Here is a 23,556-nt window from a genome sequence, read left to right as displayed (position 1 = left end):
AGGACCCCGGCCTTGCTGCGACGGCCCGGCATGGAGCGCACCCGAGGGCCGGCCGCCCTCCAGGGCGGCGGAAAGCGGTTGGTGACCACCCGTCCGGATGCGGTATTGTTTCGGTGCGCGTTCGGCCAGGGAAACCCCTGGTCACACGAGCACCGGGACGTGGCGCAGCTTGGTAGCGCACTTGACTGGGGGTCAAGGGGTCGCAGGTTCAAATCCTGTCGTCCCGACCAGTGGTTTTCACAGGTCGGAGGTCGTTTCCGCAGAGGTGCGGGGGCGGCCTTTTCCGTTTTCCACCCGGGACGAGCCGGGAGCACGGCCCGGCATGGTGGCCGGACCGTCGCAACCGGCGCGCTGCGCGGGGCCCGCCACCGGGGCGGGCTGCCGTGCCGCTCTCCCCGGACGGCGCCTCGTCATCGTCCTGACCGGTCGCGGGACCCTCTCCGTCACCGCTCGCTCCGCAGCACTGCGCACAGCCACCGCCCCGCCCACAGACGCCGGCTCGTGCGTTCCGCGCCTGTCGACGGACTGACGGGGGCGCCGGCTCATTCCTCGAAATAGGCATCCAGGACCGCGTCGAGCTGTTCCGTCCACTCCGTGAGGCGGTCCTTGCTGCCGGCCGTGACATCGGACTCGTACCGGTGGCGGTTGCGCAGATGCACGGTGACGGTGAGCCTGCGGGGGAACGCGGTGGTGCCGTACTCGACCGCGCCGATCTCGCTCCAGTCGAACTCGGCCTCCTGGTCGTCAAGGCGCAGGACGAGACCGTCGCGGTTCGCGGCGATCGTGCCCCGGCGGTCGGACGCCTCGAACTCCGCGCCGGAATCGTCGATCGCGCCGTCCCGGGCCTCGTCGTCCGTCGCGTCCTTGTCCGCTGCGGCCTCTTCCGATGCGTCGTTGTCCGGCGCGTCGACGTCCGGGGTCTTGTCGTCCTGAACCGGCGGTGATTTCTCCGGCTCGGACTCCACGGCTCCGGGCTCTTCGGGCGCCTCGTCGAGGACCTGGTCATCCACCTCCTCGGCGGCCTTGTCGTCCAGCGGCTCCTGGCCCCCGCCCCCGCGTGTGGCGGGGACGACGGACATGAGGCCGGGGACGAACGCCGGATCGGTCGCGGCGCCGTGTACGGGCGGGCTCTTCGGGCCTGTCTGCTGTTCCACGGTGCGCAGTATGGACGATGTACCTGTGTGACATCCAGCTCTGCGAGCAGCTGGGAACGCCACTGCACCTCGCAGCGGACCGGCTCGGCGACCTTGGCTGGCCCGAGCCCTCCCGCGCCCGCGGGAGGGCTCGGTCATGCGGTGCGGTATACGGGGGGATTCCGGTCAACTGACCGGGATCAGGGGTAGGAGACGACGTTGGAGGGGACGGTGGAGGTGCCGGATGTGGGTGATCCGGTGTTGTTGATGACGTGGTTGTACTGGCCCTTGCCGCCGAGGGAGACGACGAGGACGTCATGGAACTTGACGCCGGGCTTGTCGGGGACGAGGAATCCGCGGTCCTGCCGGATGGTGTCGTCCGCGGTGAAGTTGCAGTAGCTGCCGAGTCCCCAGGCTTCGTGGGTGTTGACGGAGTCGGCGACCCGGTAGGCGGCGTAGCCCTTGTTGCTGCCGTCCTGGACGGCTGCCTGGTTGGGCGGGTCGTAGGCCTTTTCGTTCTGGAAGAAGATGGTCTTCCCGTTCTGGCCGTTCCACTGAACGTCGTACTTGTTGAAGTGTTCGACGAAGAGCCCGGTGGCCAGGACGTTGTTTCCGTTGACGGTGAGCCCGTAGTCGGCCCGGTTGGTTTCCCAGCCGACGCCGGTGCCGTGGTCGGCGCGCCAGAGCCAGGTGTGGTCGATGATGGTGTTGTTGCTGTTGATTTCCATGCTGGTGGTGGCTTTGCCTGCGCCGGCTCCGCCGATGCGGACGAAGACGTCCTGGACGGTGGTGGGGTTCGCCGAGTGGTCGGCGGACGAACCGGCGGGGCCGACCTGGAGCAGTACCTGCGAGTTGACGGGCCCGGCGTCGATGAGGAAACCGGCCAGCTTGACGCCGTCGACATCGGCGACCTTCATCGCGGTCACCCCGTTGTCCGGGACGATCGTGGCCAGGCCGAGGCCGAGGACGACGGTGTCGGCACGGTTGACGTTGATCGTCTGGTCGAGGTGGTAGATGCCGGGGGTGAACAGCAGATTGAGGCCCTGGGCAAGCGCCTGGTTGATCGTGGCAGCGGTCGCGCCCGCCTTGACCACATAGAACTGGCTCAGCGGGATGGAGGTCCCCTGCGGAGCCCCGTGGTCCCAGGTGACACCTCGGGCGTTGGTGCGCTTGGCGGGCACGAACACCTTGTAGTCGTTGCCGTCCAGGTACAGGAACGGCTTCTCGCGGGAGACCGGTGTGGTGTCCAGCGTGGTGTAGGGCTGCGTCGGGAAGCTCTGTGCCGGCGCTCCCTGGACGCCGGAGAACGTCATGTTCCAGACACCGTTGGTCCAGCCACCGACCGAGCTGTCACGGGTGTACCACTGCTGCTGGGAGTACGGTCCCACGGTGCCGTCGATCTTGCTGTCGGCGATGTAGCCGCCGCTGGCCCAGCCGTAGCCGTTGGGGGCCAGGTTGAGCCCGCCCTTGACGTGCATCCGGCGGAACGGTGCGGCCTGCGCGACTGCCCAGCGGTCGGTGCCGCTCACCGGGTTGAGCGCGAGGTTCTCGGCCGAGCGCCAGAAGTTCTGGGTGGCGTTGCCGTTGAACCAGCCCGCGTCGACGGTCACATCACCGTTGAACGTGGTGTCGTCGGGATTGAGGCCGAGGCCGGCGATCGAGGTGTAGAAGCCGAGTTGGGCATTGATGTTGTTGTACGTGCCCGGCTTGAACAGCAGTGCCTTGCGGCCGTCGCCGAACTGGGCCGACTCCTGCTGGTGGAACACATCGTCCACCTTGGCCTGGATGTCGGGCGTGGACGGGTCGAAGACCGTGACGTTGGGGCCGAGGTCGCCGCCGCCGGGGATGGTCCCGCCGCCTCCGCTGCCGGTGGTGCCGTACACCTGGAACTCCCAGAGGGAGTAGCCGTAACCGGTGGCGCGGGCGGTGCCGTTCACCCGGACGTAACGAGCGGTGCCGGAGACGCTGACCGTCTCGGTGCCGCCGGCTCCCGTGGTGGTGGAGTACGCGTTGGTCCAGCTGCTGCCGTCGGTGGAGACCTGAATCTGGTAGGCCTTCGCGTAAGCGGCCTCCCACTTGAGCACGACCTTGCTGAGCGATGCCTGCGCGCCCAGGTCGACCCGGATCCACTGGGGGTCCGAGAAGGCGCTCGACCAGCGGGTTCCGTCGTTACCGTCGACGGCGTTCGCGGCCACGGTGCCGCCGCTCTCCTCGCTGGAGGCGGTGACGGGCTTGCCCTGGGAAAGCAGGGTGGGGTCGGCGTGGGCCTGCGCCAGGGGGAGGGCGAGGAGCAGCGCGGCCACCAGGACGGTGACTACCAGGGCGGCCAGACTTCGCCGTTCCGGTGGCGAGGATCTCAGTGCAACCGGCAAGCCGGTGGAGGGAGCGGACATGAGCAACTCTCCTGAGTCAGCAGGTGCGGTCGATGGTGCGGGGGAGACGCCGGGTCCGCCCGGGACGGATCGGCGACTGAAGTGCACGAGCGGCAAAGGAGAGCGCTCTCCTGCGGATTGATAGTTCCGCTGAGTTTCCGTCAGGTCAAGAGTTGTGTACATGATGAGTAAACGATCTTGAACATGAACAACAAGTAACGGTCTGCTTGCGGCTAATCAGTCGTTATGAGCCACCTGGCCAAGAGTGGATACCGCACTTGCCTTCAGGAGCTGGCGGCATTGTCCGCGGCCGGTGGGCCCCGCACCTTTCGGAAGGGTGTCGCGCAGGGGTCCGCCGGGCGGGAGGATGGGGTGGTCTTGAAGGTGCGGGCATACCTGCGATGATGTTCACGCTTTGTTCACAGATGACCCGGGGGGGCCATGGGAACCGTAGGTACCGCGCTGCTCGAGCTCAGGACGGCGCAGAAGTCCGCCAAGGGAGTGTCGCTCTACTCCCGTTATGTGAACCGCCCGGCCGGACGCTATCTGGCTGCCGGAGCGCACGCGCTGGGGCTCACTCCCAACCAGGTGACGCTGATCAGCGCCGTGTTCAGCTTCGCCGCCGTCGCCGCGGTCGCGGTGGGGCAGCCGTCGTGGGGCACCGGCGCGGCCGTGTGGACAGGTCTCGCGCTGGGGTTCGCCTTCGACTCGGCGGACGGACAGCTCGCCAGGCTCCGCGGCGGCGGCAGTGCGGCGGGGGAGTGGCTGGACCATGTGGTGGACTGCGCCAAGATCACGGCTCTGCACGCCTCCGTGTTGATCACCTTCTACCGGCACCCGGGCCATTTCGGCCTGACCGGCGACGCATGGCTGCTGGTTCCTCTCGGATTCCAGTTCGTGGCGGTGGTGACGTTCTTCGGTGGCCTGCTGACCGAGAAGCTCAAGCCGCGCCCGGCCCCCGGCAGCGCCCCGGCACCGCCGTCCGGCCTGCGGGCGGTGGCCCTGCTGCCCGTCGACCACGGCGTCTTCTGTCTGGTGTTCCTGTTGCTGGGGGCCGGGGCGGGATTTCGCTGGGCCTATGCGGCGCTGGGTGTGGCCGGCTCGCTGTTCCTGGTCGCCTTTCTCACGAAGTGGTTCCGGGAACTGAGCGCAGTTCGACACTGAACTGGCCGTCGGGTCCGAACTGGGCCTCCGGCTGGGCCAGTACGTCGAGGGCCCGGCGCAACTGGGTGCTCGACGTGTGCACCGTGTAAGGGAAGTAGACGATCTCGACGCCGACCGCGGCGAAATCCTGCTCGAGCTTGTCGCCCTTGGGGGTACCGCGCCAGTCGTCGCCCTTGAACAGGACGTCGAAGCGCACCTGTTTCCAGGTCTCGACCTTGTCGGGAACGGTCTCGACGAAAGCGGCATCCACATATTTGACGCTGCGCACGATCTCCAGCCGCTCCACCAGCGGAATCATCGGCCGGCGTCCCTTGGCCCGTTCGGCCATCTCGTCGGAGACCACCCCGGCGACCAGGTAGTCGCACTGGCTGCGTGCATGACGAAGGATGTTCAAGTGCCCGATATGGAAGAGATCGTAGGCGCCGGGCGCGTATCCGACCCGATGCGGCCTGCTCGTTGTCATGACTGAACCCCCCTGCACACCACGCCCCCCGGCGTGGCTGGAGGTACTGACGATAGCGTGCACATTCCGTTCCGGATAAGTGAACGATTAGGGTGACATCGGGTTCACCTCTGGGGGGAAGGGATCGCCGCGTGGTAGATACGCGACGCATCGATACGTCGGCCGAACATGAGCGCCGCCTGCTGCTGGTTTCAACGAACTATGCGCCGGAGCACGCTGGAATCGGACCGTATGCGACACAGATAGCCGAGCACTGGGCGGCGCTCGGTCATGAGACACATGTACTGACCGGCATGCCGCACTACCCCTCCTGGTCGACGGATCCCGCCTACGCGGGGGTCTGGCGGCGCACCGAGGAGAGGGGCGGCGTCCAGGTGCACAGGAGGCGGCACAGTGTGCCGCCCCGGCAGACCGCGGTCCGGCGCGCCCTGTTCGAGGGGTCGATCCTCCTGCACGGCCTGACGGCGCCGCCGCGGGTCCCGAGACCCGACGCGGTCCTCGCTCAGATGCCCAGCCTGGCCGGCGGGGTACTCGGAGCAAGACTCGCGGCACGGTGGAAGGTGCCCTATGTCCCGGTGGTCCAGGACCTGATGGGTGCGGCCGCCGCGCAGAGCGGGATACGCGGTGGCGACCGCGCCGCGGCGCTGGCCGAGCGCGCCGAGGGCTACGCCCTGCGCCGGGCGAGCCTGGTGGGGGTGATCCACGAGACGTTCGTCGAGAAGGTCAAGGCGATGGGGGTCGATCCCGGCCGCATCCGGCTGGTCCCCAACTGGAACCACATTCCCGGGCCTTCGCGCCCACGCGAGGAGAGCCGGGCACGGCTCGGCTGGCGCAAGGGCGACACCGTGGTCCTGCACTCCGGGAACATGGGCCTCAAGCAGGGCCTCGAGGTGCTGGTCGAGGCCGCACGGCGTGATCCGGCGCTGCGCGTGGTGCTGATGGGGGACGGCAACCAGCGCGAGACGCTGGGGCGGCTCGCGTCGGAACTGCCGAACCTGGTCTTCATGCCGCCGGCCGATGACGGAGAATTCCCGGACATTCTCGCGGCGGCCGATGTGCTGGCCGTCACGCAGCGCGCCTCGGTCCTCGATATGAGCGTTCCATCCAAGTTGACCTCGTACTTCGCGTCCGGAAGGCCCGTGGTGGCATCCGTCGCGGCGGAGGGCGGCACAGCGCAGGAGGTGCTGCGGTCGGGCGCCGGGGTGCTGGTTTCACCTGAGGACCCGGACGCGCTGCTGGCGGCGGTGCGTAGACTCGCCGCAGATCCGGTGACGGCCGACGCGCTGGGGGCGGCGGGGCCGCGTCATGTGGCGTCCCACTTGTCGAGGGACGCCGGGCTGGCGCGGATCGACGCACTGATCGAAGAGGCTTTGGGGGGTCCAGGCACGTGACGGACATGCACGCTTCCGCGGCGAGGGACGACGAACCGGATCTGCTGAGGGACCAGTTCAGGCAACTGCTGCGCTATCGCAGACTCATCGGCGCGGGTATCGGCATCGGTCTGCTCGGCGGGGCGTGGCTGGGCGTGACCTCGTCCGACAGCTACACGGCCATCAGCGACGTCCGTCTGCGCGCGCCCACCAACGACCCGTTCAACCCTGCCGTCTCGCCGGACAAGACCGTCAACATCGGCACCGAGCGGCAGACCGCGCTGAGCAACAGCGTCGCCGACGTGGCGGCTGACGCACTGGGGCTGCCGAGCGGCCACCTCGGCTCGCTCATGAAGGGGCTGCAGGTCACCAACCCCCCGCAGACCATGGTGCTGCGCTTCACCTATGCCGCGACCACGCCCGAGGAAGCGGCCCGCCGCGCCAACGCGATCGCGAAGGCCTATCTCGATCTGCGGAAGAAGCAGTGGAGCGACCTGCGGGACAGCATGGTCAAGAAGACCCGCGACCAGCTGGATCCGATCGCCCAGCAGCAGCACGACCTGGCCAAGCAGCTGGCGAACGAGGGCAGTGCGGCCTCGGACTCGGCGAGCGCCCGCTACGACGATCTGACCAGCAAGATGAACACGCTGAACGGGCAGATCGCCAGCCTCAACGCGCTCGACATGACGGCTGGAACTGTCAGCAGCAAGGCGGTGGCGCCCGCCGCTTCCGACGGTCTCGGCCTGCCCGTCTCCCTCGGGCTCGGCGCCGCGGTCGGTGTCGCACTCGGGCTCCTCGGCGCCTGGGTCCGCCTGGTCTTCGACCCCTCGCCGCGTTCGCCCGCGGATGTCGCCCGTGCGGTGCGGGCCCCGGTACTCGGCACGCTGCCGCGCATCACATCGGGCAATCTGCTGCTTGTCGGTGGCCAGGATTCGCGGCTCGCCGAGGAATACCGCTCGGTGGCCTTCCGTCTCGCCTACGACGAACGGTTCTCCGACCGCCGCCGTTTGCTGGTGGTGGCCCCTCGCGGGGGCAGCGAAGCGGCGGCGGGGGTGGCGTCCAATCTCGCGGCGTCCTTCGCCGAGACGGGCAAGGACGTCCTGCTGATCGAAGCCGACCTGCGCACCCCGTCCCTCACGGGCCGGCTGCGGGCGAACTCGACCAGCCGCCCCGGCTGGAGCCTGCCGCCCGACTCCGACGAGGCCGGCTGGCCGGGGCAGCGTCAACTTCAGGTGGACGCGGGGGAGTCCGGATCCTTCGACCTCGTTCCCGGCGAGCGGGTACGCAACGTGGCGAGGGCCCTGACCTCCGCTCGGGTGACCCGGCTGATCGAGGAGGCCGACTCCCCGAACGCGACGGTCGTGGTGCTGGCCCCGCCAGTTCTCGCCTACGCCGATGCGCTGGCCCTTGTCGACCGGGTGGACGGTGTGCTGATCGTGTGCGACCCGAGGTCCGTGCACCGCGCCGACCTGGTGAGGATCAGGGAACTGATAACCGGCGCCGGAGGCACCGTACTCGGCGCCGTGACGCACTCCGCGCCCCGCCAGCCGGGACGCCGTGCCGCCAAGTCCGGGCACCGGAGCGGAGGCCGGGCGGTGAACCGTCCGGCACAGAACGAGGAGGCCGGGGAAACCGAGCCGCAGCCTCCCGCCCAGCAGAAGCCCCGGCCCCAGCAGACGCTCATGGGGGACGGCAGCGACACAGTGGCGCTGCGCAGCGTCCGCGCGGGAGACCGGTGAGACGGTCGGCCGTCATCGCCGCATCGGTGCTCGACCAGGCAGCATCAAGTCTGACGAACATCCTGGTGCTGGTGATGGCGGCCAGGGTCTCCACCACATCCGGTTTCGCCGCCTTCTCGATGGTGTACCTCACCTTTACGGTGCTGCTCGGCCTCAACATGTCCTATGTCGGACAGGCGGTCGTGCTGGAGCGCGGTGACGCCGGGACGCTCGCGACGGCCTGCCGTTCGGCCGCGGCCTTCACCGGCTGCGCCGCACTGGGCGCGGGTGTGCTGCTGGCCGCGGGCGGCGCGGTGACCGGGGGCCGTATCGGCGACGCCTTCCTGGCACTCGGATGCGTCCTGCCGGTCGTACTGCTGCAGGACGGGCTGCGCTACTCGTTCTCGGCCCTGCAGCAGCCCCACCGGGCCCTCGCCGCCGATGTACTGCGTCTGATGTGCGTGGTGCCCGCACTGCTGACGCAGCCCCACCACGCGAGTCCGGCCCGGCTCGTCGCCGTGTGGGGTGCGTCCGCCGCGCCCGCGCTGCTGGTCGGACTGCTGCTGCTGCGCCCCTTCGTGCGGGGCGCGGCCACCCGGCTGCGCGGATATGTGCGGCGCGGTCACCTCGGCATGCGGTTCGTCGTCGAGTTCGCGGTGGGCAACGCGTCCAGCCAGCTCGCGGTGCTCGGCCTCGGGCTCTTCGCCAGCCCGCTGGCGGTCGGTGCGCTTCGGGGGGCCACCACGCTCTTCGGCCCGCTCAATGTGCTGTTCAACTCCGTGAACGCCTTCGGCCCTCCGGTACTCGGCAGGCTCGGCGGGCGCCGCGCCACCGCCCGGGCCGCCGCACTGCTCGGCTGTGTGCTGGCCGCGGTGGGCTTCGGCTGGGCAGCGGTGCTGTACGCCCTGCCCGCCCGGATGGGCCACCAACTCCTCGGCGCCACCTGGCGTCCGGCCTCCGCACTGCTCCCGGCCACCGGCAGCCAGTACGCGGTGATGGCCCTCGGGACCTGTGCGCTGGTCACCCTGAGGGTGCTCAGCCCGCGCGCCACCCTGTCGCTGCAGGTGGTCTTCTCGCTGGTGTCGGTGATGCTGATGCTCGGCGGCTACGCCATGGGCGGCGCCATCGGCGCGGCGTGGGGCCTCGCCGCGGGCTCGGCACTGAAGGCCGTCGCAGGCTGGATGCGGGTCGCTGCTCTCGGACCGGCCGCCGAGCCCGCGCCAGAGGGTCAGCGCAGCACGGCGCCTCTGTCCTGACGATACGTCATGATCATTGCGGTGCAGATCATCGCGATCGCCACCCGCCCCGAAGCCTGCAGCAGCGGCCCCCGCAGCAGGATGAACGAGTAACCCGCGACCAGCGGCACCATCAGTGAGATCAGGCTCCCGGGAGGCGCACGCCGGGTGGCCCGCCGGGCGGATCTGCGGTCCACCCGGGCCGCGGCGTACCCCATCCCGAGCAGGCCGAGGCTCATGCCCACCGGGCCGAAGTCGATCCACAGCTCCGCCCACACCGGCGACGAGAGATTGGTGTTGACCGCGCCCATCCACTCGCCGACCATCACGCCCGTGTCATGCGGCTTTCCCGGCCAGACCGAACGGGGCACCGCGAACAGGATGGAGCCCGCCAGCTGGCGGCCGTAGAGATGGCCGCTGCCGGAGCGCTCGAAGGTGATGGTGTTGGCGAACATACCGATCTGGTCGTAGTCCTTGAGCGCCAGGGGTTCCAGCATCGAGGTGGTCTCGACCGGGTGGTAGTTCTTGTCGTCGTAGCGGAAGCGGTCGGCGAACGGGAAGACCACCAGCGCCACCACGACCCCCAGGCTCAGCGCGGATCGGTACATCGCGGCACTGACCGGGAAGACGGTGAACAGCAGGGCGAGCAGAACGGTCAGGAACCAGTAACGCGGATTGGAGATCGGATTGTTGACCACGGCATTCAGCCCGGCGAGTGCGCACCAGACGGCGATCACCACCGGCGATCTGCGGGCCCGGCGTGAGGTGACCAGCCAGCGGGTGTACGCGAGAAGCGCGATCAGGGCGGGGACCGTACCGAATCCGCGGAGCAGGGCCTGGCCGGCCTGGGAGTCGGCCTGCGAGATGCCGGCCTCCGCGATGCCCGCGATGATCTCCTGACGGCTGCTGAAGAAGACAGCGGGGCCGCCCAGTTTCATGATGAACACCGCGCTGCAGGCGAAGGCCGCCGCCACCAGCAGGTAGAGCCTCCGGCGGTGCACGAGCGCCGGGCGGGTCTCCCCGCGCCCCCTGCCGCCGGGCCGGTGCCTGGCGAGCAGCGCGCCCACGTCGAAAGCCACACACCCGATGAGAACGAGTGCGATGGCCTCCGTCACGTCCGAGCGCGGGCCGACAACCGGTGTCGGTACCTTGCCCAGAACCGCCTGGGCGAGCGGGGCGACCCCCATCGCCATATAGACGAAGAGCCAGAAGGAGCCCTGCAGCAGCTTGCGGCGACTGGTCAGGATCATCCCGGAAAGCCGGGCTCCGGCGTACATCGTCAGAATGAGCTGCAGCCAGTACGCGGAGTCGTGCGCACCGTCGCCCGGCTGCACGGCGACCACCACCGGCATGGCGACCGTGAGCCCGAGGGCCAGCGGCACCGACAGAGCACGCGAGAGCAGGGTCCGCGAGGACACCGCAGGGGCGAAGCGCATCACCGAAGCGGGAAGGGGCGCAGCGGCCCCGGCCGGTGCTGCCGGTCGTCTGCCCTGATCCGTGTCCGTCGCCATCCGGCCCCCGCCCCCCGAGAAGATCCCCGCGGCCAGTCTACCGACGGCGCTCTGCCACTCGGCGTCACCCACTAGGCTGAGGCCCAGGCGTCTGGGGAGACGCCGGTGGGGGTGAATTGATGCGGAATCTCCCGGCCTTCACGCTGGCCGGATACGAAAAGGGCCGCGGCAAGCTGGTGCAGGCCCTGTGGTTCGCCGTGCTGAACACCGTCTTCATGGCGTGGTTCTGCCCCGCGGCGCTGCGGGTCGCCCTGCTGCGGGCCTTCGGTGCGACGATCGGCGAAGGCGTACTGATCCGGCACCGGGTGCGGGTGCTGTGGCCCTGGAAGCTGACGATCGGCGATCACAGCTGGATCGGTGAGGGCGCCTGGCTGCTCAATCTCGAGCCCATCACCATCGGCGCACATGTCTGCGTCTCCCAGGAGGCGTTGCTGTGCACCGGCAGCCATGATCATCGCGCCGCCGACTTCCGTTACCGGAATGCCCCGATCGTGGTCGGGGACGGCGCCTGGGTCGCCACCCGGGCCACCGTGCTGGCAGGTGTCACCATCGGCAGGCACGCTGTCGCGGGCGCGGGCACCGTGGTCCACCGGGATCTCCCGGACCTCACCCTGCAGACCGCTGACGGCCGGCGGCCGGTGGAGGAGCCCGTATGAGAGTCCTGCACGCCGTCACCCTGCACAGCCCGACCCATGCCTTCGGCGGTCCTGTGCGGGTGGCGCTCAATCTCTCCCGGGGGCTCAGGACCCGTGGACACGACGCCCGGCTGATCGCACTCGGCGACGGCTTCGACGGGCCGCTGCCCACCGAGGTCGATGGGGTGCCCACCCGGCTCTTCCAGGCCCGCAGATTCCTGCCGTTGGGCTTCAGCGGCATCACGTCGCCCGCGCTGATCGCCGCTGCCGGCCGTCTCGTCCGCGAGGCCGACATCGTCCACGTGCACCTGGCCCGCGATCTGGTGACCCTGCCGGTCGCCCTCGCGGCGCTGCGGGCCGGCAGACCACTGGTACTGCAGACCCACGGCATGGTCGACCCCAGCGAACGGCCGCTGGCGAAGGCCCTGGACGCGCTCGCCGTCCGCCGGCTGCTCCGCCGCGCATCGGCGGTGCTGTATCTGACCGAACACGAACGCAGGGGTCTCGAGGCGGTCACCGGCCCGCCCGCGCTGGACAGCACGACACGACTGGTCAACGGTGTACCCGCGCAGGAGGCGCGCCCCGTTCCCACGGGCGCGCCACGGATCCTCTACGCTGCCCGGCTCCAGGCCCGCAAGCGGCCGCGGGACTTCGTGGCCGCTGTGCCGGAGATCCTCCGTCACCACCCGGAAGCCGAATTCGTCGTGGCAGGCCCCGATGAGGGGGAACTCGCCCCGGTACAGGCGCTGATCGCGGAACTCGGGATGGGGGAGCGTGTGCACTGCCCCGGTTCCCTCTCCGGTGACGAGATGCTCGCCGAGCTGCGGCGGGCCCACGTCTATGTGCTGCCGTCGGTCGACGAGCCCTTCCCGATGTCCGTTCTCGAGGCTCTGTCGGTCGGGACGCCGGCCGTGGTCACGCAATCCAACGGGCTCGCGCGGGACATCGCGGCCTCGGGTGCGGGACGGGTGGTCGCCGATGCGGCCGGGATCGCTCCCGCCGTGCGGGAGCTGCTGGATCCGTCGGCCGGCGAGAAAGCCTCCGCGTCGGCCCGGAGGCTGGCCGCGGAGGCGTTCTCGATGGATGCGGTGCTCGACACACTGCTCGGTGTGTACGGCCGGTCCTACGCGGGCACCCAGGCGTAACAGCCGGACGAGGTGAACTTCTCGGTGCCTGCCGGGACTTTGGCGCTGAACGGGCCCTTGGCTCCGCTCGAGGGCCCGGAGGCGAGCACCTTCCCGCCCACGCCGGTGGCCCGCCAGGTGCAGTCGGCGCTGTCGGTCAGCGCGCGGTAGGTACCCGCGGCCGGCTCTTTCCGGGTGCCGTCGGGGAAGCCCGCCTCGGCGGCCTTGAGCACCGGCTTCTGGGCCGGGCAGAGAAGGGTGATGGCGGCCTTCGCGTCGGGGATGTCACCCGCGATCACCGCCCCCACCGCGGCGTCCTTGTCGTGCTCCGCGGTACGGGCCACGCGCTGGCACGTCTCCTGCCCGGTCTGCAGCACGGCGGCGGGGTCCATGTTCTTGGGCACCCGGCCGCTCAGGTACGCCTTGTCCTTCTTGCTGAAGGAGCCGGTGGCCGGGGTGAGCCGGGCATCGGGAAGAACCGGTCCCTTGGACGGCGAAGGGTCGGGGCCCGTCTCGGTCTCCGGGTCCGGGATGCTCCGGGTCGGAGCGGGGCTGTGCGAGGCGCCCGCCGCGTTGTCGTGCGACGAGCCCGACGAGCTGCTGCAGGCGGAGACGGCGATGAGGGCGGCCAGTACGGCCGCGGCAGCCGCCGGACGCCGGTGAAGTGGACGCATGTTGTGGCTCCTGTGGTACGGGCGTGCGGGGCCCGGCGAACCGGACCCCGCACGCTGTCATTGCGTTGTTGTCACCAGTGCGGCTACGGAGCGCCGAAGGTCAGCACGAGCTGCGGTGTGCCCTCGTTGGCTGTGGCCTCGCTCGACCACAGCCACAGCGGGTCCGTGCCCGTACTCGTGAGCGCCAGGCTGTAGGAACCGCCCAGTGCGGACGAGAGCGCCGCGGTGTCGAGCGATGCCGAGTAGACGGTCGAGCCGTCCGTGGCACCGCTCAGCGTGCCGAGCGTGCCCGAACCGAGCGCCGGCCGGTTGTTGTAGGTCAGCGCCCCTTCGGTCCAGGCCCCGGTGACCGGGACGACGGACTGGCTGTCCGTGGATCCGGCGCCGGACTGGGTCGAGGTCTTCACCGAGAGCCTGGCACTCTTCAGCACCGTGCCGGCCGGGGCCGACGGGAGGGTGAAGCCGAGATAGGAGGCGTACGCCGAGGTACCGCGCACGGCGAGCGAACTCGACGTGCCGTAGTTGGTGCTCGGCGCGCCCGCGTTGACGTAGCTGTCGTCGGTCGCCGGCACCGAGCTGACGGTGTCCGCGGGGGCGCTCGCCAGCTGGTAGTGGTGTGTCACCTGCTGCGAGGTGAGCGCCGACGGGTAGATCGCCGTGTCGTCGATCTGCCCGGCGAAGAAGTTGCTGGTGGGCTGCTGGGGCCAGCCGTTCAGCTGGTCACCGCCGACCCGCCAGTAACCGGTGTACGCCTGGTTGCCCGTCACGTTGTCCGAGTCCTTCAGCGCCCCGTCGACGTAGAGCTTGATGCCGGACGAGTCCTGGGTGGCGACCACATGGTGCCAGCCGCCGTCGTTGTAGGAACCCGATGTGGAGATGGTCCTCGCGGAGCCGGGGTACACACCGAAGACCAGTTTGCCGGCGTTCGTCATGTAGATGTGCTTGTCGTAGTTGCCGCTGGTGGAGGTGGTGTTGTTGCCGAAGCCGACGAGCTTGCCACCCCGGGTGGTTGTCGTCTTGAACCATGTCTCCACGGAGTACGCACCGGTCACCGTGGACCTGCGGTCGCTGTACACCACCTGGTCGCTGCCGTCGAAGCCGATAGCGGTGCTGGGTCCGTTGACGGCGGCCGGGGTCTGCCTCAGCGACGGGTCGTTGAGCTGGACGCCGCTGTTGTCGGCCGAAGACGAGTCACCGGTGAAGGGGCTGGTGGACTCGTCGTAGCGCCAGTACTGGGTGGCGCCGTCATCCAGCACGGCGCTGGGATAGGCCTCAGGGGAGGACGGCACGGTCACCGTCGTCGTGGGCGAGAGACCACTTGCGTTGCCTGCCGCGTCGGTCGCCGTCACCCGGTAGCTGTACGTCTGGCCCGCGGTGACGCTGGTGTCGGTGAAGGACATCTGCGGCCTGGACCACCACAGCGATTCGCCGTCCACGGTCTGGATCGGGGTCGACGAGCCGTTGCGGTAGACCTTGTAGGTCAGCTTGCTGTCGTCCAGGTCGGTGCTCGAGCGCCAGCGCACCTGAACTGCGCCGGGCTTGATGCTGGACGCGCTGGCCTGCGGCACACCGGGGACACCCGTGTCGGGCCCGGATGCGAAACGGGTCAGCCCCTGTGCGGGAGCGGCGTTGACGGTGGTGAACTCGCCGCCGACCCACAGGTACTTGGACGAGCCGGTGTCCGAGATGGCCAGGGCGCGCGGACCGATGCCCTCACCCAGGCCGTCATTGGTGTTCGGGAACCAGCCGAGTTTGCCCACACTGGTCGTGGGCTGGGCGAGCAGATGGTTGCGCTTGCCGTCGGGGAACTCACCCACACTGGAACAGTCATGGGCGTGCGACGCGCTGTAGAGGACGCTCTCGTAGGAGAGCACCGCCTGGGTCGCGCCCAGGCAGGTGTCGCGCCAGCGCTGGCCCAGGTCGCTGAGGTTCAGCGCGATGCGCCCGTCGAAGACACCACCGCCTGTGCCCTCGTTGCCGGTGTAGAAGCCGGTGGCGTCGGTGCCGATCGTCTTGACCACCGAGTTGGTCTCGATGAAGTTCGGGTACGTCTTGACGTTCGCGCCCGTGGTGGCGTCCACCACGGCGAGAGCGTGCGAGTTCGCCCCGTTGACGGTGAAGAAGTCACCGCCGAGCACGACGTCCTTCCCGTCGGGTGTGACCGCAACGGCCCGCCCCGGCAGGTCCACGTCCGCGGTGAACGGCCGCAGCGCCCCTGTGCTGCTGTTCACCGCCGCGTAGCGCTGACGGGCAGCGCCCTCGACGGTGGTGAAGTCCCCGCCCGCGTACACCGTGTCATCGGTGACGGCGAGCGCCCGCACGGTCGCGCTGAAGCTCGGGTGGAAGTCGGCCTTCGGTGTGCACGTCGCGATGTCGATCGCCGCGAGGCTGCTGACCTGCACGCCGTTGACGGCGCCGAAGTAGCCGCCCGCGTACAGCGTCTTCTTGTCGGGCGAGACGACGAGTGAGCGGACCGTCGCCGTGCCACTGCCGATCGTGAACGACAGGTTGCAGGAGGTGGGCGCGCCCGTCGCGGCGTTCATCGCGGCGAAGTTGACGGCACCCTGCGGTGTGCCACTGGCCCCTTCCGGAGGCCTGACCTGCGAGAAAGTGCCACCGACGAAGACAGTCCCCTGTGCCTCCGCCAGTGCCCAGACGATGCCGTTGGTCTGCCAGGTCGGCAGATCGTCCGCGGTGAACGCCACCGGAGGTGTCACCGCCGCGGCCTGTGGTGCGACGGTCACCCCCATGCCGGCAATGACGCTCAGGATGAGGGCAGCCGAAAGCCCCCGGGATCTTCCCATGTACATACCCCCCAGGCATGAAGCCCAGATATATGGCCTGATGTGGCCCAACTGACATGTATATTCGCGCACCTTGTGGCTGAAGGACACTTCATCAACCACACTTGACCAATCCGGTACCAACCGTGACCTGAGCGGTCCGCGGTTCAGCGGTCGATACGCACCGTGGCACCGGCCAACTGGTCCTCGACCTGGCGCAGATCGGCGTCCACCATGATCCGGGCCAGCTCCTCCACCAGCACCTCCGGTTTCCAGCCGAGCAGTCGCTGGGCCTTGCCCGGGTCCCCGATCAGCGCGTCGACCTCGCTGGGACGCTCGTACTTCGGGTCGTACCTGACGTACTCGTTCCAGTCCAGGCCGGCGTGCGCGAAGGCGGTCTCGACGAACTCGCGCACGGTCGCCGCGACCCCGGTCGCCACCACGTAATCCGTCGGCTCGTCGTGCTGGAGCATCCGCCACATCGCGTCCACGTACTCCGGGGCATAGCCCCAGTCGCGTACGGCGTCCAGGTTGCCCATGTAGAGGCGGTCCTGGAGCCCCGCCTTGATACGGGCGACCGCGCGGGTCACCTTGCGGGTCACGAAGGTCTCACCGCGGCGCGGCGACTCATGGTTGAAGAGGATCCCGTTGACGGCGAACATGTCGTACGCCTCGCGGTAGTTGACCGTGGTCCAGTAGCCGAAGACCTTGGCAGCGCCGTAGGGGCTGCGGGGGTGGAACGGGGTCTCCTCGTTCTGCGGGGGAGGCGTCGATCCGAACATCTCGGAGGACGAGGCCTGGTAGTACCTGGTCTCGATGCCGCTGGCGCGGATCGCCTCGAGCAGCCGCAGGGCGCCGAGTCCGGTGACATCGCCGGTGTACAGCGGCGCGTCGAAGGAGACCCTGACATGGGACTGGGCGCCCAGGTTGTACACCTCGTCAGGCCTGATGTCGCGCATCAGGTTCACCAGCGCCACCCCGTCGGACAGATCCGCGTGATGCAGTACGAAGGACCGGTTCGACTGCTGGGGGTCCTGGTAGATGTGGTCGATCCGCTCGGTGTTGAAGCTGGACGACCTCCTGACGAGCCCATGGACCGTGTAGCCCTTGGACAGCAGCAGCTCCGCCAGATAGGAACCGTCCTGCCCGGTGACCCCGGTGATCAGTGCGGACTTGCTCATACGAAATGCCCCTCCCTTGCAGACCGGCTCAGCGCCGGTCCGTCCCCCATGGTTATGTTGTGATTTGAGAAAGAAGTAAGGATCTTGTGCACGCTGACGGGCTTCGTCCTGGCATGATCCGGCCTATGACTGAATCGCTGCTCCTGCCTGAAGGCGCCCGCATATTCGTCGCCGGACACCGTGGTCTGGTCGGCTCCGCCGTGGCCCGCAGGCTCACCGCCGACGGCCATGAGGTGCTCACCCGCACCCGCACCGAGCTGGATCTCCGCGACGCCGCGCGGACTGCGGACTACCTTCGGAACACCCGGCCCGACGCGGTGGTGCTGGCTGCTGCCAAGGTCGGCGGCATCATGGCGAACAGCACATCGCCGGTCCAGTTCATCGAGGAGAACCTGCAGATCCAGCTGAGCGTGATCGCCGGCGCGCACCAGGCGGGTACCGGCCGGCTGCTGTTCCTCGGGTCCTCCTGCATCTATCCCAAGCTCGCACCGCAGCCGATCAGTGAGGATGCCCTGCTCACGGGCCCCCTCGAGCCCACCAACCAGGCCTACGCCCTCGCGAAGATCGCCGGAATCGTTCAGATCCAGTCCTACCGGCAGCAGTACGGGGCCTCGTACATCTCCGCGATGCCGACGAACCTCTACGGGCCCGGCGACAACTTCGACCTGGAGACCTCGCACGTGCTGCCCGCGCTGATCCGCCGCTTCCACGAGGCGCGCGAGGAGGGCCGGGACGAGGTGACGCTCTGGGGTTCGGGATCTCCGCGGCGGGAATTCCTCCACGTCGACGACCTCGCCGCCGCCTGCGCCCTGCTGCTGCGCTCGTACGACGGTGATGAACCGGTCAACGTCGGCTGCGGCACGGATCTCACCATCCGCGAACTCGCCGAGACCGTCGCCGAAGTGACCGGTTTCGCCGGGCGGATCGGCTGGGACACGTCCAAGCCCGACGGCACCCCGCGCAAGCTGCTCGATGTGACACGGCTGAGCTCGCTCGGCTGGAAGCCCGGCATCCCGCTGCGCGAAGGCATCGCCGCCACGTACGAGGCGTGGCGGCGCGCCTGATCCGCCGCGCCGGGATCCCGTGCGCCGGGATCCCGGGCCGCAGGCTGTGACCGGCCTCATCGACCGGTCTCCTCAGTACGCACCGCGACCGTCGACGACGGCGCGGAGCGTACGGGCCATGACGTCGACATCGCTGGTGAACGACCAGTTGTCGACGTACTGAAGGTCAAGCTGAATCGTTTCGTCCCAGGAGAGGTCCGAGCGTCCGCTGATCTGCCACAGCCCGGTCATACCGGGCCGCACCGCCAGCCTCCGGGCCTCCACCTCGTTGTAGAGAGCCACTTCCTCGGGCAGCGGTGGCCGAGGCCCCACCAGGGACATGTCACCTCGCAGCACATTGATCAGCTGGGGGAACTCGTCCAGGGACGCCCGGCGCAGCAGCCGGCCGACCCGTGTCACCCGCGGGTCGCGGCGCATCTTGAACATCGGGCCGTCGATCTCGTTCACGGCGGCCAGTTCGGCCTTGCGCGCGTCCGCGTTCAGATACATCGTGCGGAACTTCCACATGACGAACGGTGTGCCCGACTGGCCGATGCGCTCCTGCCGGTAGAAGACAGGACCCGCTGAACCGAGGCCGACCGCGAGCGCGATCACCAGGAAGACCGGTGAGAGCACAACGATCCCCAGCGCGGCGCCCGCCCTGTCCATGACGGACTTGAGCAGCGGCTGCACCCCACGGCGTACCGGTGGCACGATCCGCAGCAAGGCCATGCCCGCAGCCGAAGTCGGTTCGAGACGCTTGACGGATATCTCCACCAGGCCGGGGGCCAGAGCCAGTTCCACGCCCGCGTCGTGCAGGGCCCAGGACAGTCGCCGCAGCCTCTCTCCCGACATGGTCGCCCCGGGAGCGACCAGCACGACGTGCGCCTGCAGCTCCAGCGCTGCGGCCAGCAGGGGGCCAGTATCCGCGCCGGTGTCGGCCGGTGGGTGGAAGTCTATCCGGCCGGCCAGCCGCGAGCCGCTGGTGATCTCGCCCCCGCCGATCGCGATGATGCCGACCACGACGTACGGGTGGTCCGTGCGGCCTGCCAGATGCTCGGCCACGTCGTCTGCCGCCGAGGGCTCGCCGACCACCAGCACCCGGCTCACCACCTGCGCCTTTCGGCGTGCCGACGCGAGATGGCGGTAGGTCAGTTTGCGGCACACCAGGGTGAGCAGCAGGGAAGGCAGCAGGGCCGCGAGGCAGAGCAGCGGCCCGTGGCGCAGGTCGGCGGCCGCGCGGACCACCGCCAGCACACCCAGCAGGATCAGCCAGTCGTGCAGGACCGGCAGCGCACCCCGGGACTCGCCCATGAGCCGCCCCGCGTACCGGTGCCTGAAGGTCTGGACGCCGAGCCAGGCGGCAGCGGCGACGGCGGCGGACCGCAGGGCGTACGGCTGCCCCGCGGACCGGAAGAACAGTGCCACCGGCAGCGCGGTGCCCGTGACATCGACGAGTAGAGCGGTCGGCAGATACCAACGCGCTTTGAGGTGCATCCCGTGCTGGACTGCACCCATGCTGGTGCGGACCCCGGACGCACCTGTTTCAGGCGTGCGGACATGCCACATGTACCCCCCCGGCACGTGTTGACTGGCTTCGTCCCGTAAGTCGATTCCCCGATCGACGAACAAGCGTCGCAACAGGGAACAGTACGACAAACTCAAGGCCGCACAATGCCGTTTACGTAAACGTTGTGACCGATTGGCGCCTGGTTCATCTGGAGGCACGGTGTCGGGCTCGTGGCGATCCCGTGTAATTCGGTCGTATGATCGCTCATGCGCACGTATCCGGGCGGCCTGGGCCGGCCGGCTGACCTCATGTCCCGGCCCGAAGCCCGCACTTTGTGGGACGTGATGCGGAAGGACAGCCTCACGGTGTACGTCGCAGGTCATCACACGGGCCGCCCGTGGGCCGCCGTGCCGGTGCGGGGGTCCGTAGCCCCGGCCGGCGGCGGAGGCCTGTTGTCCTGGGGCCGCGATTCGGCTCTACTACTGCCCAAACTCCGCAACGCGGGCGGCTGTCCCGGAAGGAACGACGATGGCGGATGCGCCGGTAGGACCTCTGACGCACCGACGCCCCAGGGCGGGCACACGCCGGCTGGTGCTGCCCGGTCTCGCGCTGGGGCTGCTGCTCATCGGCCTGCTGGCCGGAAGCGGTATGGCCTGGTCGCCGATGGGCGGCGGCAAGAAGTCCCCGTCGGCCGCTGCCGGAAACGCGCCGTGGTCTGCCGAGCCGCGCACGCCCGGCCCCTCTGCCGGGGAACCGACCCAGGCCGCGCCCACCGCTGTTCCTTCACCGCGCGGCGCGCCCCGGGCCGGAAAGACGGCACCACAGCCCCGGCTCGGGACGAATCAGGCGCTGCCTTTCGACCTGCCCACCGCGGCCGTGCTGCGCACCAGTAAGCACCTGGTGTTCAGTCACTACTTCACGCCGTACCCGCTGTCGCTGGACAACCAGCCGGCCGGTCAGGACTACTACAGCCGCAACTACCTGACGGCGCAGGGTGAGAACGGCAAGCACGCGAGATACGGCGGCCTCCTCCGCGACCGTCCGCTGCCCGTGGAGCCGCAGGGCGGTGACTGGCAGCTCGCCAACCTCCGCAGGGAGGTCAGGACGGCCCGGGACGCCGGAATCGACGGATTCAGTGTCGACATCCTCTCCCTCTCCGGGCCCAACTGGGACCGGGTCAACCTGCTGCTCAAGGCGGCGGCCTCGGAGGATCCCGGTTTCCGGATCATGCTGATGCCGGACATGACATCGCTCCACACCGACCCCTCTACCCTGGCGGACGCCCTGGCGGGACTGGCGAAATCGCCGTCCGCCCACCGTCTCGCCGACGGCCGGCTGGTGGTCTCGCCGTTCAAGGCCGAGGCCCACGATCCGGGCTGGTGGTCGCAGATGACCACACGGCTCGCACAGCGGTACCGCATCGGCACGGCTCTCGTCCCGTTGTTCCTGAACTTCCCGGCCAACGCCGAGCGGTTCGCGCCGATCAGCTACGGCTTCTCCGAGTGGGGAAACCGGAGCTACACCGGGCAGGCCGGCGCGACGGCGGACACCGCTCTCGCCCACCGGCTCGGCAAGGCCTGGATGCAGCCGGTCTCGGTCCAGGACACCCGCCCCAACCAGGGGGTCTACGACGAGGCCGGCAACACCGCGACCCTGCGCACGACGTGGGGCCATGCGATCGACGACGGAGCCGACTGGGTGCAGCTCACCACCTGGAACGACTACTCCGAGGGCAGCCAGTTCGCGCCTTCCGCGCACAACGGGCACGCCTACCTCGATCTGGCCTCCTATTATCTGAGCCGATTCAAGACGGGGAAGTGGCCGCGGATCGTCCGCGACACCGTGTATCTGACATCCAGGGTCCAGTTCTCCGCGACGACACCCTCGCCCGGTGCCGAGAAGCTGCTGATGAGCCCGCGTGACGGCACCGCACCCCCGCGGGACGCGGTCGAGGCGCTCACGTTCCTGACCGCGCCGGCGACTCTCGACACGGTGGTGGGCACCGACCGGCAGAGCCATCCGGTGCCCGCCGGAGTCCGGCCCACTCTTGTTCCGCTGCACACGGGGTGGAGTTCGGCGGTGGTGCGCCGGGACGGACGGCAGGTCGCCGAGGTCGCCGCTCGGCACCCGGCGGAGAGCCGGGTGGACGTACAGGATCTCCAGTACTACGCGGCAACGAGCGGTCGTCCCGGCGCACCGTGACTCGAGTGCCGGGCAGCGGCGGACAACATGGCGGGAGGCGCCGGATACGGGTGATCCGGTGCCGCCGGTGACGAGGGTGGTTTCGTGGTCGGCCGGACTCCGTTGTCCAGCAGCGCTCGTGGGCCGCAAGCGCACCGTTACCCCGGCGCCCGGAACGGCGGCCTGCCGGGTGGAGAAGAACGCTCTCGGATGACGCTCTTCTGGGGACCCGGTGCCCGCCGGTATAAAGAATCCATGACTGCCGATGTACCGCTGCCGAGTCGTCCCGCGACTCTCGAGGACGTGGCCCGGGTAGCGGGAGTCTCGCGCGCCACCGTCTCCCGGGTGATCAACGGAACACCCACGGTGGATTCGGCGCTCCGCGGAATCGTCGAAGAGGCCGTCGCCGCCATTCACTATGTGCCCAACCGGGCGGCGCGGTCGCTGGTCACCCGGCGGACCGGCTCCATCGCCCTGGTGGTGTCGGAGAAGGAGCGGCGGACCGTCGCCGAGCCGTTCATAGGGCGGATGTTCTCCGACCCGTATTTCGGCAGAGTGGTCAGCGGGCTCCTGCAGGTCCTGCGCCCGGCCGGAGTGCAGATGGTGCTGATGCTGGCGGACGACGAGGATTCCCGCGGGCAGTTGCTGGGATACCTGCGTCAGGGACATGTCGACGGTGTGGTGCTGATCTCGTCGCACGCGGCCGATCCGCTGCCCAGGCTGTTCACCGAGGCGCGGCTGCCCGCCGTACTGGCCGGGAGACCAGGCCATTCGACGGAGCTCTGCTCTGTGGAGGCGGACCAGCGCGCGGGCGCGAGGCTCGCCGCCGACCATCTGGTCGCGCTGGGCCGGCGGCGGATCGGGACGGTGGCCGGACCGCAGGACATGCCGGCCGCCCAGGAACGCCTTGAGGGTTTCCGCGCGGCGCTGGCGGCCCATGGGCTTGCCGCTCCTGCCTGGGCCGAGGGCGACTTCACCCATACCGGCGGCGCCGCGGCCATGAAACAGCTGCTCGCCGAACAGCCCGATCTGGACGGGCTGTTCATCGCGTCCGACCTGATGGCGCTGGGGGCGCTGCCGGTGCTGTCCCGGGCGGGCAAGCGGCTCCCGCAGGACGTGGCGGTGGTGGGCTTCGACGACAGTGTGGCTGCGCTCGCCTGCGATCCACCGTTGTCCACGGTGCGCCAGCCGGTCGAGGAGATGTCCGGGGAGATGGCCAGGCTGCTGCTCCGGCAGATCAATGAGCCGGGCCGCCCCCTCCGGTCGGTGGTCTTCCCTCCCACACTGGTTGTCCGGGGGTCTGCCTGACAGCCGCCGCCTGTACAGCCGTTGCTGGCCCGCAGGAGCGGGGTGGCCGCGAGCAAGAGCAGGAGTTCCGTCCCGTACCGCCGAGGACCCGCTCGCCACTGTCGTGACGGCGGGCCCGGGCAGCGGGCGCCGAGCCCGGGCGGCACCCGGA

17 protein-coding genes and 1 tRNA gene are annotated in these 23,556 nt (G+C 69.4%); 10 read left to right on the top strand and 8 right to left on the bottom strand.

What is annotated here, in order from left to right:
- Positions 1-153: 153 nt before the first annotated feature.
- Positions 154-230: transfer RNA gene (locus tag OHS16_RS03440), tRNA-Pro, on the top strand.
- Positions 231-542: 312 nt separating this feature from the next.
- On the opposite strand, the gene OHS16_RS03435 is transcribed toward OHS16_RS03440, so the two are convergent.
- Together OHS16_RS03435 and OHS16_RS03430 are read right to left on the bottom strand one after the other, a co-directional pair.
- A complete protein-coding gene (locus tag OHS16_RS03435) occupies positions 543-1,154 on the bottom strand; it encodes a hypothetical protein (RefSeq protein WP_328535649.1) in 612 nt (203 codons plus the stop codon).
- 179 nt (positions 1,155-1,333) lie between these two features.
- On the bottom strand, positions 1,334-3,526 hold the full coding sequence (locus OHS16_RS03430; RefSeq protein WP_328535648.1) for a discoidin domain-containing protein: 2,193 nt from the start codon (positions 3,524-3,526) through the stop codon (positions 1,334-1,336).
- Positions 3,527-3,946: 420 nt separating this feature from the next.
- Here OHS16_RS03430 and OHS16_RS03425 point away from each other — a divergent pair, with 420 nt between their 5' ends.
- On the top strand, positions 3,947-4,669 hold the full coding sequence (locus OHS16_RS03425; RefSeq protein WP_328535647.1) for a CDP-alcohol phosphatidyltransferase family protein: 723 nt from the start codon (positions 3,947-3,949) through the stop codon (positions 4,667-4,669).
- Here the strand turns inward: OHS16_RS03425 and OHS16_RS03420 are convergent.
- Positions 4,629-5,132, bottom strand: a complete 504-nt coding sequence (locus OHS16_RS03420) for an adenylyltransferase/cytidyltransferase family protein (RefSeq protein ID WP_328535646.1) — start codon at positions 5,130-5,132, stop codon at positions 4,629-4,631. The genes OHS16_RS03425 and OHS16_RS03420 overlap by 41 nt on opposite strands.
- Before the next feature lie 185 nt (positions 5,133-5,317).
- On the opposite strand from OHS16_RS03420, the gene OHS16_RS03415 reads away from it, so the two are divergent.
- From OHS16_RS03415 to OHS16_RS03405, 3 genes are read left to right on the top strand one after another with little or no spacing between them, the layout of a single operon-like run.
- Positions 5,318-6,523 (top strand): glycosyltransferase family 4 protein, encoded by a 1,206-nt coding sequence (locus OHS16_RS03415; protein ID WP_328540699.1) that lies wholly within the window; start codon positions 5,318-5,320, stop codon positions 6,521-6,523.
- Between the two features lie 5 nt (positions 6,524-6,528).
- Positions 6,529-8,241 (top strand): polysaccharide biosynthesis tyrosine autokinase, encoded by a 1,713-nt coding sequence (locus OHS16_RS03410; RefSeq protein ID WP_328540698.1) that lies wholly within the window; start codon positions 6,529-6,531, stop codon positions 8,239-8,241.
- Complete coding sequence (locus OHS16_RS03405) at positions 8,238-9,476, top strand: hypothetical protein (RefSeq protein ID WP_328535645.1); 1,239 nt, start codon at positions 8,238-8,240, stop codon at positions 9,474-9,476. Before OHS16_RS03410 ends, OHS16_RS03405 begins: the two co-directional genes overlap by 4 nt.
- Here the strand turns inward: OHS16_RS03405 and OHS16_RS03400 are convergent.
- A complete protein-coding gene (locus OHS16_RS03400) occupies positions 9,449-10,966 on the bottom strand; it encodes a hypothetical protein (RefSeq protein WP_443042548.1) in 1,518 nt (505 codons plus the stop codon). The two genes, OHS16_RS03405 and OHS16_RS03400, sit on opposite strands and share 28 nt — an antisense overlap.
- A gap of 119 nt (positions 10,967-11,085) precedes the next feature.
- Between OHS16_RS03400 and OHS16_RS03395 the strand changes: the two genes are divergently transcribed.
- Together OHS16_RS03395 and OHS16_RS03390 are read left to right on the top strand one after the other, a co-directional pair.
- Positions 11,086-11,622, top strand: coding sequence for a WcaF family extracellular polysaccharide biosynthesis acetyltransferase (locus tag OHS16_RS03395; protein WP_328535644.1), 537 nt, complete (start codon positions 11,086-11,088; stop codon positions 11,620-11,622).
- On the top strand, positions 11,619-12,746 hold the full coding sequence (locus OHS16_RS03390) for a glycosyltransferase (protein ID WP_328535643.1): 1,128 nt from the start codon (positions 11,619-11,621) through the stop codon (positions 12,744-12,746). Before OHS16_RS03395 ends, OHS16_RS03390 begins: the two co-directional genes overlap by 4 nt.
- On the opposite strand, the gene OHS16_RS03385 is transcribed toward OHS16_RS03390, so the two are convergent.
- The 3 genes from OHS16_RS03385 to gmd all read right to left on the bottom strand — a co-directional run bounded on the left by OHS16_RS03385 (position 12,725) and on the right by gmd (position 17,363).
- Complete coding sequence (locus OHS16_RS03385) at positions 12,725-13,399, bottom strand: hypothetical protein (protein ID WP_328535642.1); 675 nt, start codon at positions 13,397-13,399, stop codon at positions 12,725-12,727. The two genes, OHS16_RS03390 and OHS16_RS03385, sit on opposite strands and share 22 nt — an antisense overlap.
- Positions 13,400-13,482: 83 nt before the next feature.
- A complete protein-coding gene (locus OHS16_RS03380) occupies positions 13,483-16,203 on the bottom strand; it encodes a LamG-like jellyroll fold domain-containing protein (protein WP_328535641.1) in 2,721 nt (906 codons plus the stop codon).
- A gap of 146 nt (positions 16,204-16,349) precedes the next feature.
- The gene (gmd, locus tag OHS16_RS03375) at positions 16,350-17,363 is read right to left on the bottom strand and encodes a GDP-mannose 4,6-dehydratase (protein ID WP_328535640.1); all 1,014 of its coding nucleotides are present in this window, start codon (positions 17,361-17,363) and stop codon (positions 16,350-16,352) included.
- A 125-nt stretch (positions 17,364-17,488) separates the two neighbouring features.
- On the opposite strand from gmd, the gene OHS16_RS03370 reads away from it, so the two are divergent.
- Positions 17,489-18,427 carry a GDP-L-fucose synthase family protein gene (locus tag OHS16_RS03370; RefSeq protein ID WP_328535639.1) on the top strand — a complete coding sequence of 313 codons (939 nt, stop codon included), beginning with the start codon at positions 17,489-17,491 and terminating at the stop codon, positions 18,425-18,427.
- A 72-nt stretch (positions 18,428-18,499) separates the two neighbouring features.
- On the opposite strand, the gene OHS16_RS03365 is transcribed toward OHS16_RS03370, so the two are convergent.
- Positions 18,500-19,924 carry a sugar transferase gene (locus OHS16_RS03365; protein ID WP_328535638.1) on the bottom strand — a complete coding sequence of 475 codons (1,425 nt, stop codon included), beginning with the start codon at positions 19,922-19,924 and terminating at the stop codon, positions 18,500-18,502.
- Positions 19,925-20,444: 520 nt separating this feature from the next.
- On the opposite strand from OHS16_RS03365, the gene OHS16_RS03360 reads away from it, so the two are divergent.
- Both OHS16_RS03360 and OHS16_RS03355 read left to right on the top strand, forming a co-directional pair.
- Positions 20,445-22,118, top strand: coding sequence for a glycoside hydrolase family 71 protein (locus OHS16_RS03360; protein ID WP_328535637.1), 1,674 nt, complete (start codon positions 20,445-20,447; stop codon positions 22,116-22,118).
- 234 nt (positions 22,119-22,352) lie between these two features.
- Positions 22,353-23,405 (top strand): LacI family DNA-binding transcriptional regulator, encoded by a 1,053-nt coding sequence (locus tag OHS16_RS03355; protein WP_328535636.1) that lies wholly within the window; start codon positions 22,353-22,355, stop codon positions 23,403-23,405.
- Positions 23,406-23,556 lie beyond the last annotated feature (151 nt).

It is taken from the genome of Streptomyces sp. NBC_00344 (genome assembly GCF_036088315.1).
In the GTDB taxonomy this organism is placed as follows: Bacteria; Actinomycetota; Actinomycetes; order Streptomycetales; family Streptomycetaceae; genus Streptomyces.
Note: the sequence above shows the minus strand (reverse complement) of the source record. Positions and strands in the feature narration are given on the sequence as shown.

Coding starts and splice junctions, on each gene's coding strand:
- OHS16_RS03430 (WP_328535648.1), bottom strand. CDS start 3,526: ATGTCCGCTCCCTCCACCGGCTTGCCGGTTGCACTGAGATCCTCGCCA.
- OHS16_RS03425 (WP_328535647.1), top strand. CDS start 3,947: ATGGGAACCGTAGGTACCGCGCTGCTCGAGCTCAGGACGGCGCAGAAG.
- OHS16_RS03420 (WP_328535646.1), bottom strand. CDS start 5,132: ATGACAACGAGCAGGCCGCATCGGGTCGGATACGCGCCCGGCGCCTAC.
- OHS16_RS03410 (WP_328540698.1), top strand. CDS start 6,529: ATGCACGCTTCCGCGGCGAGGGACGACGAACCGGATCTGCTGAGGGAC.
- OHS16_RS03400 (WP_443042548.1), bottom strand. CDS start 10,966: ATGGCGACGGACACGGATCAGGGCAGACGACCGGCAGCACCGGCCGGG.
- OHS16_RS03395 (WP_328535644.1), top strand. CDS start 11,086: ATGCGGAATCTCCCGGCCTTCACGCTGGCCGGATACGAAAAGGGCCGC.
- OHS16_RS03390 (WP_328535643.1), top strand. CDS start 11,619: ATGAGAGTCCTGCACGCCGTCACCCTGCACAGCCCGACCCATGCCTTC.
- OHS16_RS03385 (WP_328535642.1), bottom strand. CDS start 13,399: ATGCGTCCACTTCACCGGCGTCCGGCGGCTGCCGCGGCCGTACTGGCC.
- OHS16_RS03380 (WP_328535641.1), bottom strand. CDS start 16,203: ATGGGAAGATCCCGGGGGCTTTCGGCTGCCCTCATCCTGAGCGTCATT.
- gmd (WP_328535640.1), bottom strand. CDS start 17,363: ATGAGCAAGTCCGCACTGATCACCGGGGTCACCGGGCAGGACGGTTCC.
- OHS16_RS03370 (WP_328535639.1), top strand. CDS start 17,489: ATGACTGAATCGCTGCTCCTGCCTGAAGGCGCCCGCATATTCGTCGCC.
- OHS16_RS03365 (WP_328535638.1), bottom strand. CDS start 19,924: ATGGGTGCAGTCCAGCACGGGATGCACCTCAAAGCGCGTTGGTATCTG.
- OHS16_RS03360 (WP_328535637.1), top strand. CDS start 20,445: ATGGCGGATGCGCCGGTAGGACCTCTGACGCACCGACGCCCCAGGGCG.
- OHS16_RS03355 (WP_328535636.1), top strand. CDS start 22,353: ATGACTGCCGATGTACCGCTGCCGAGTCGTCCCGCGACTCTCGAGGAC.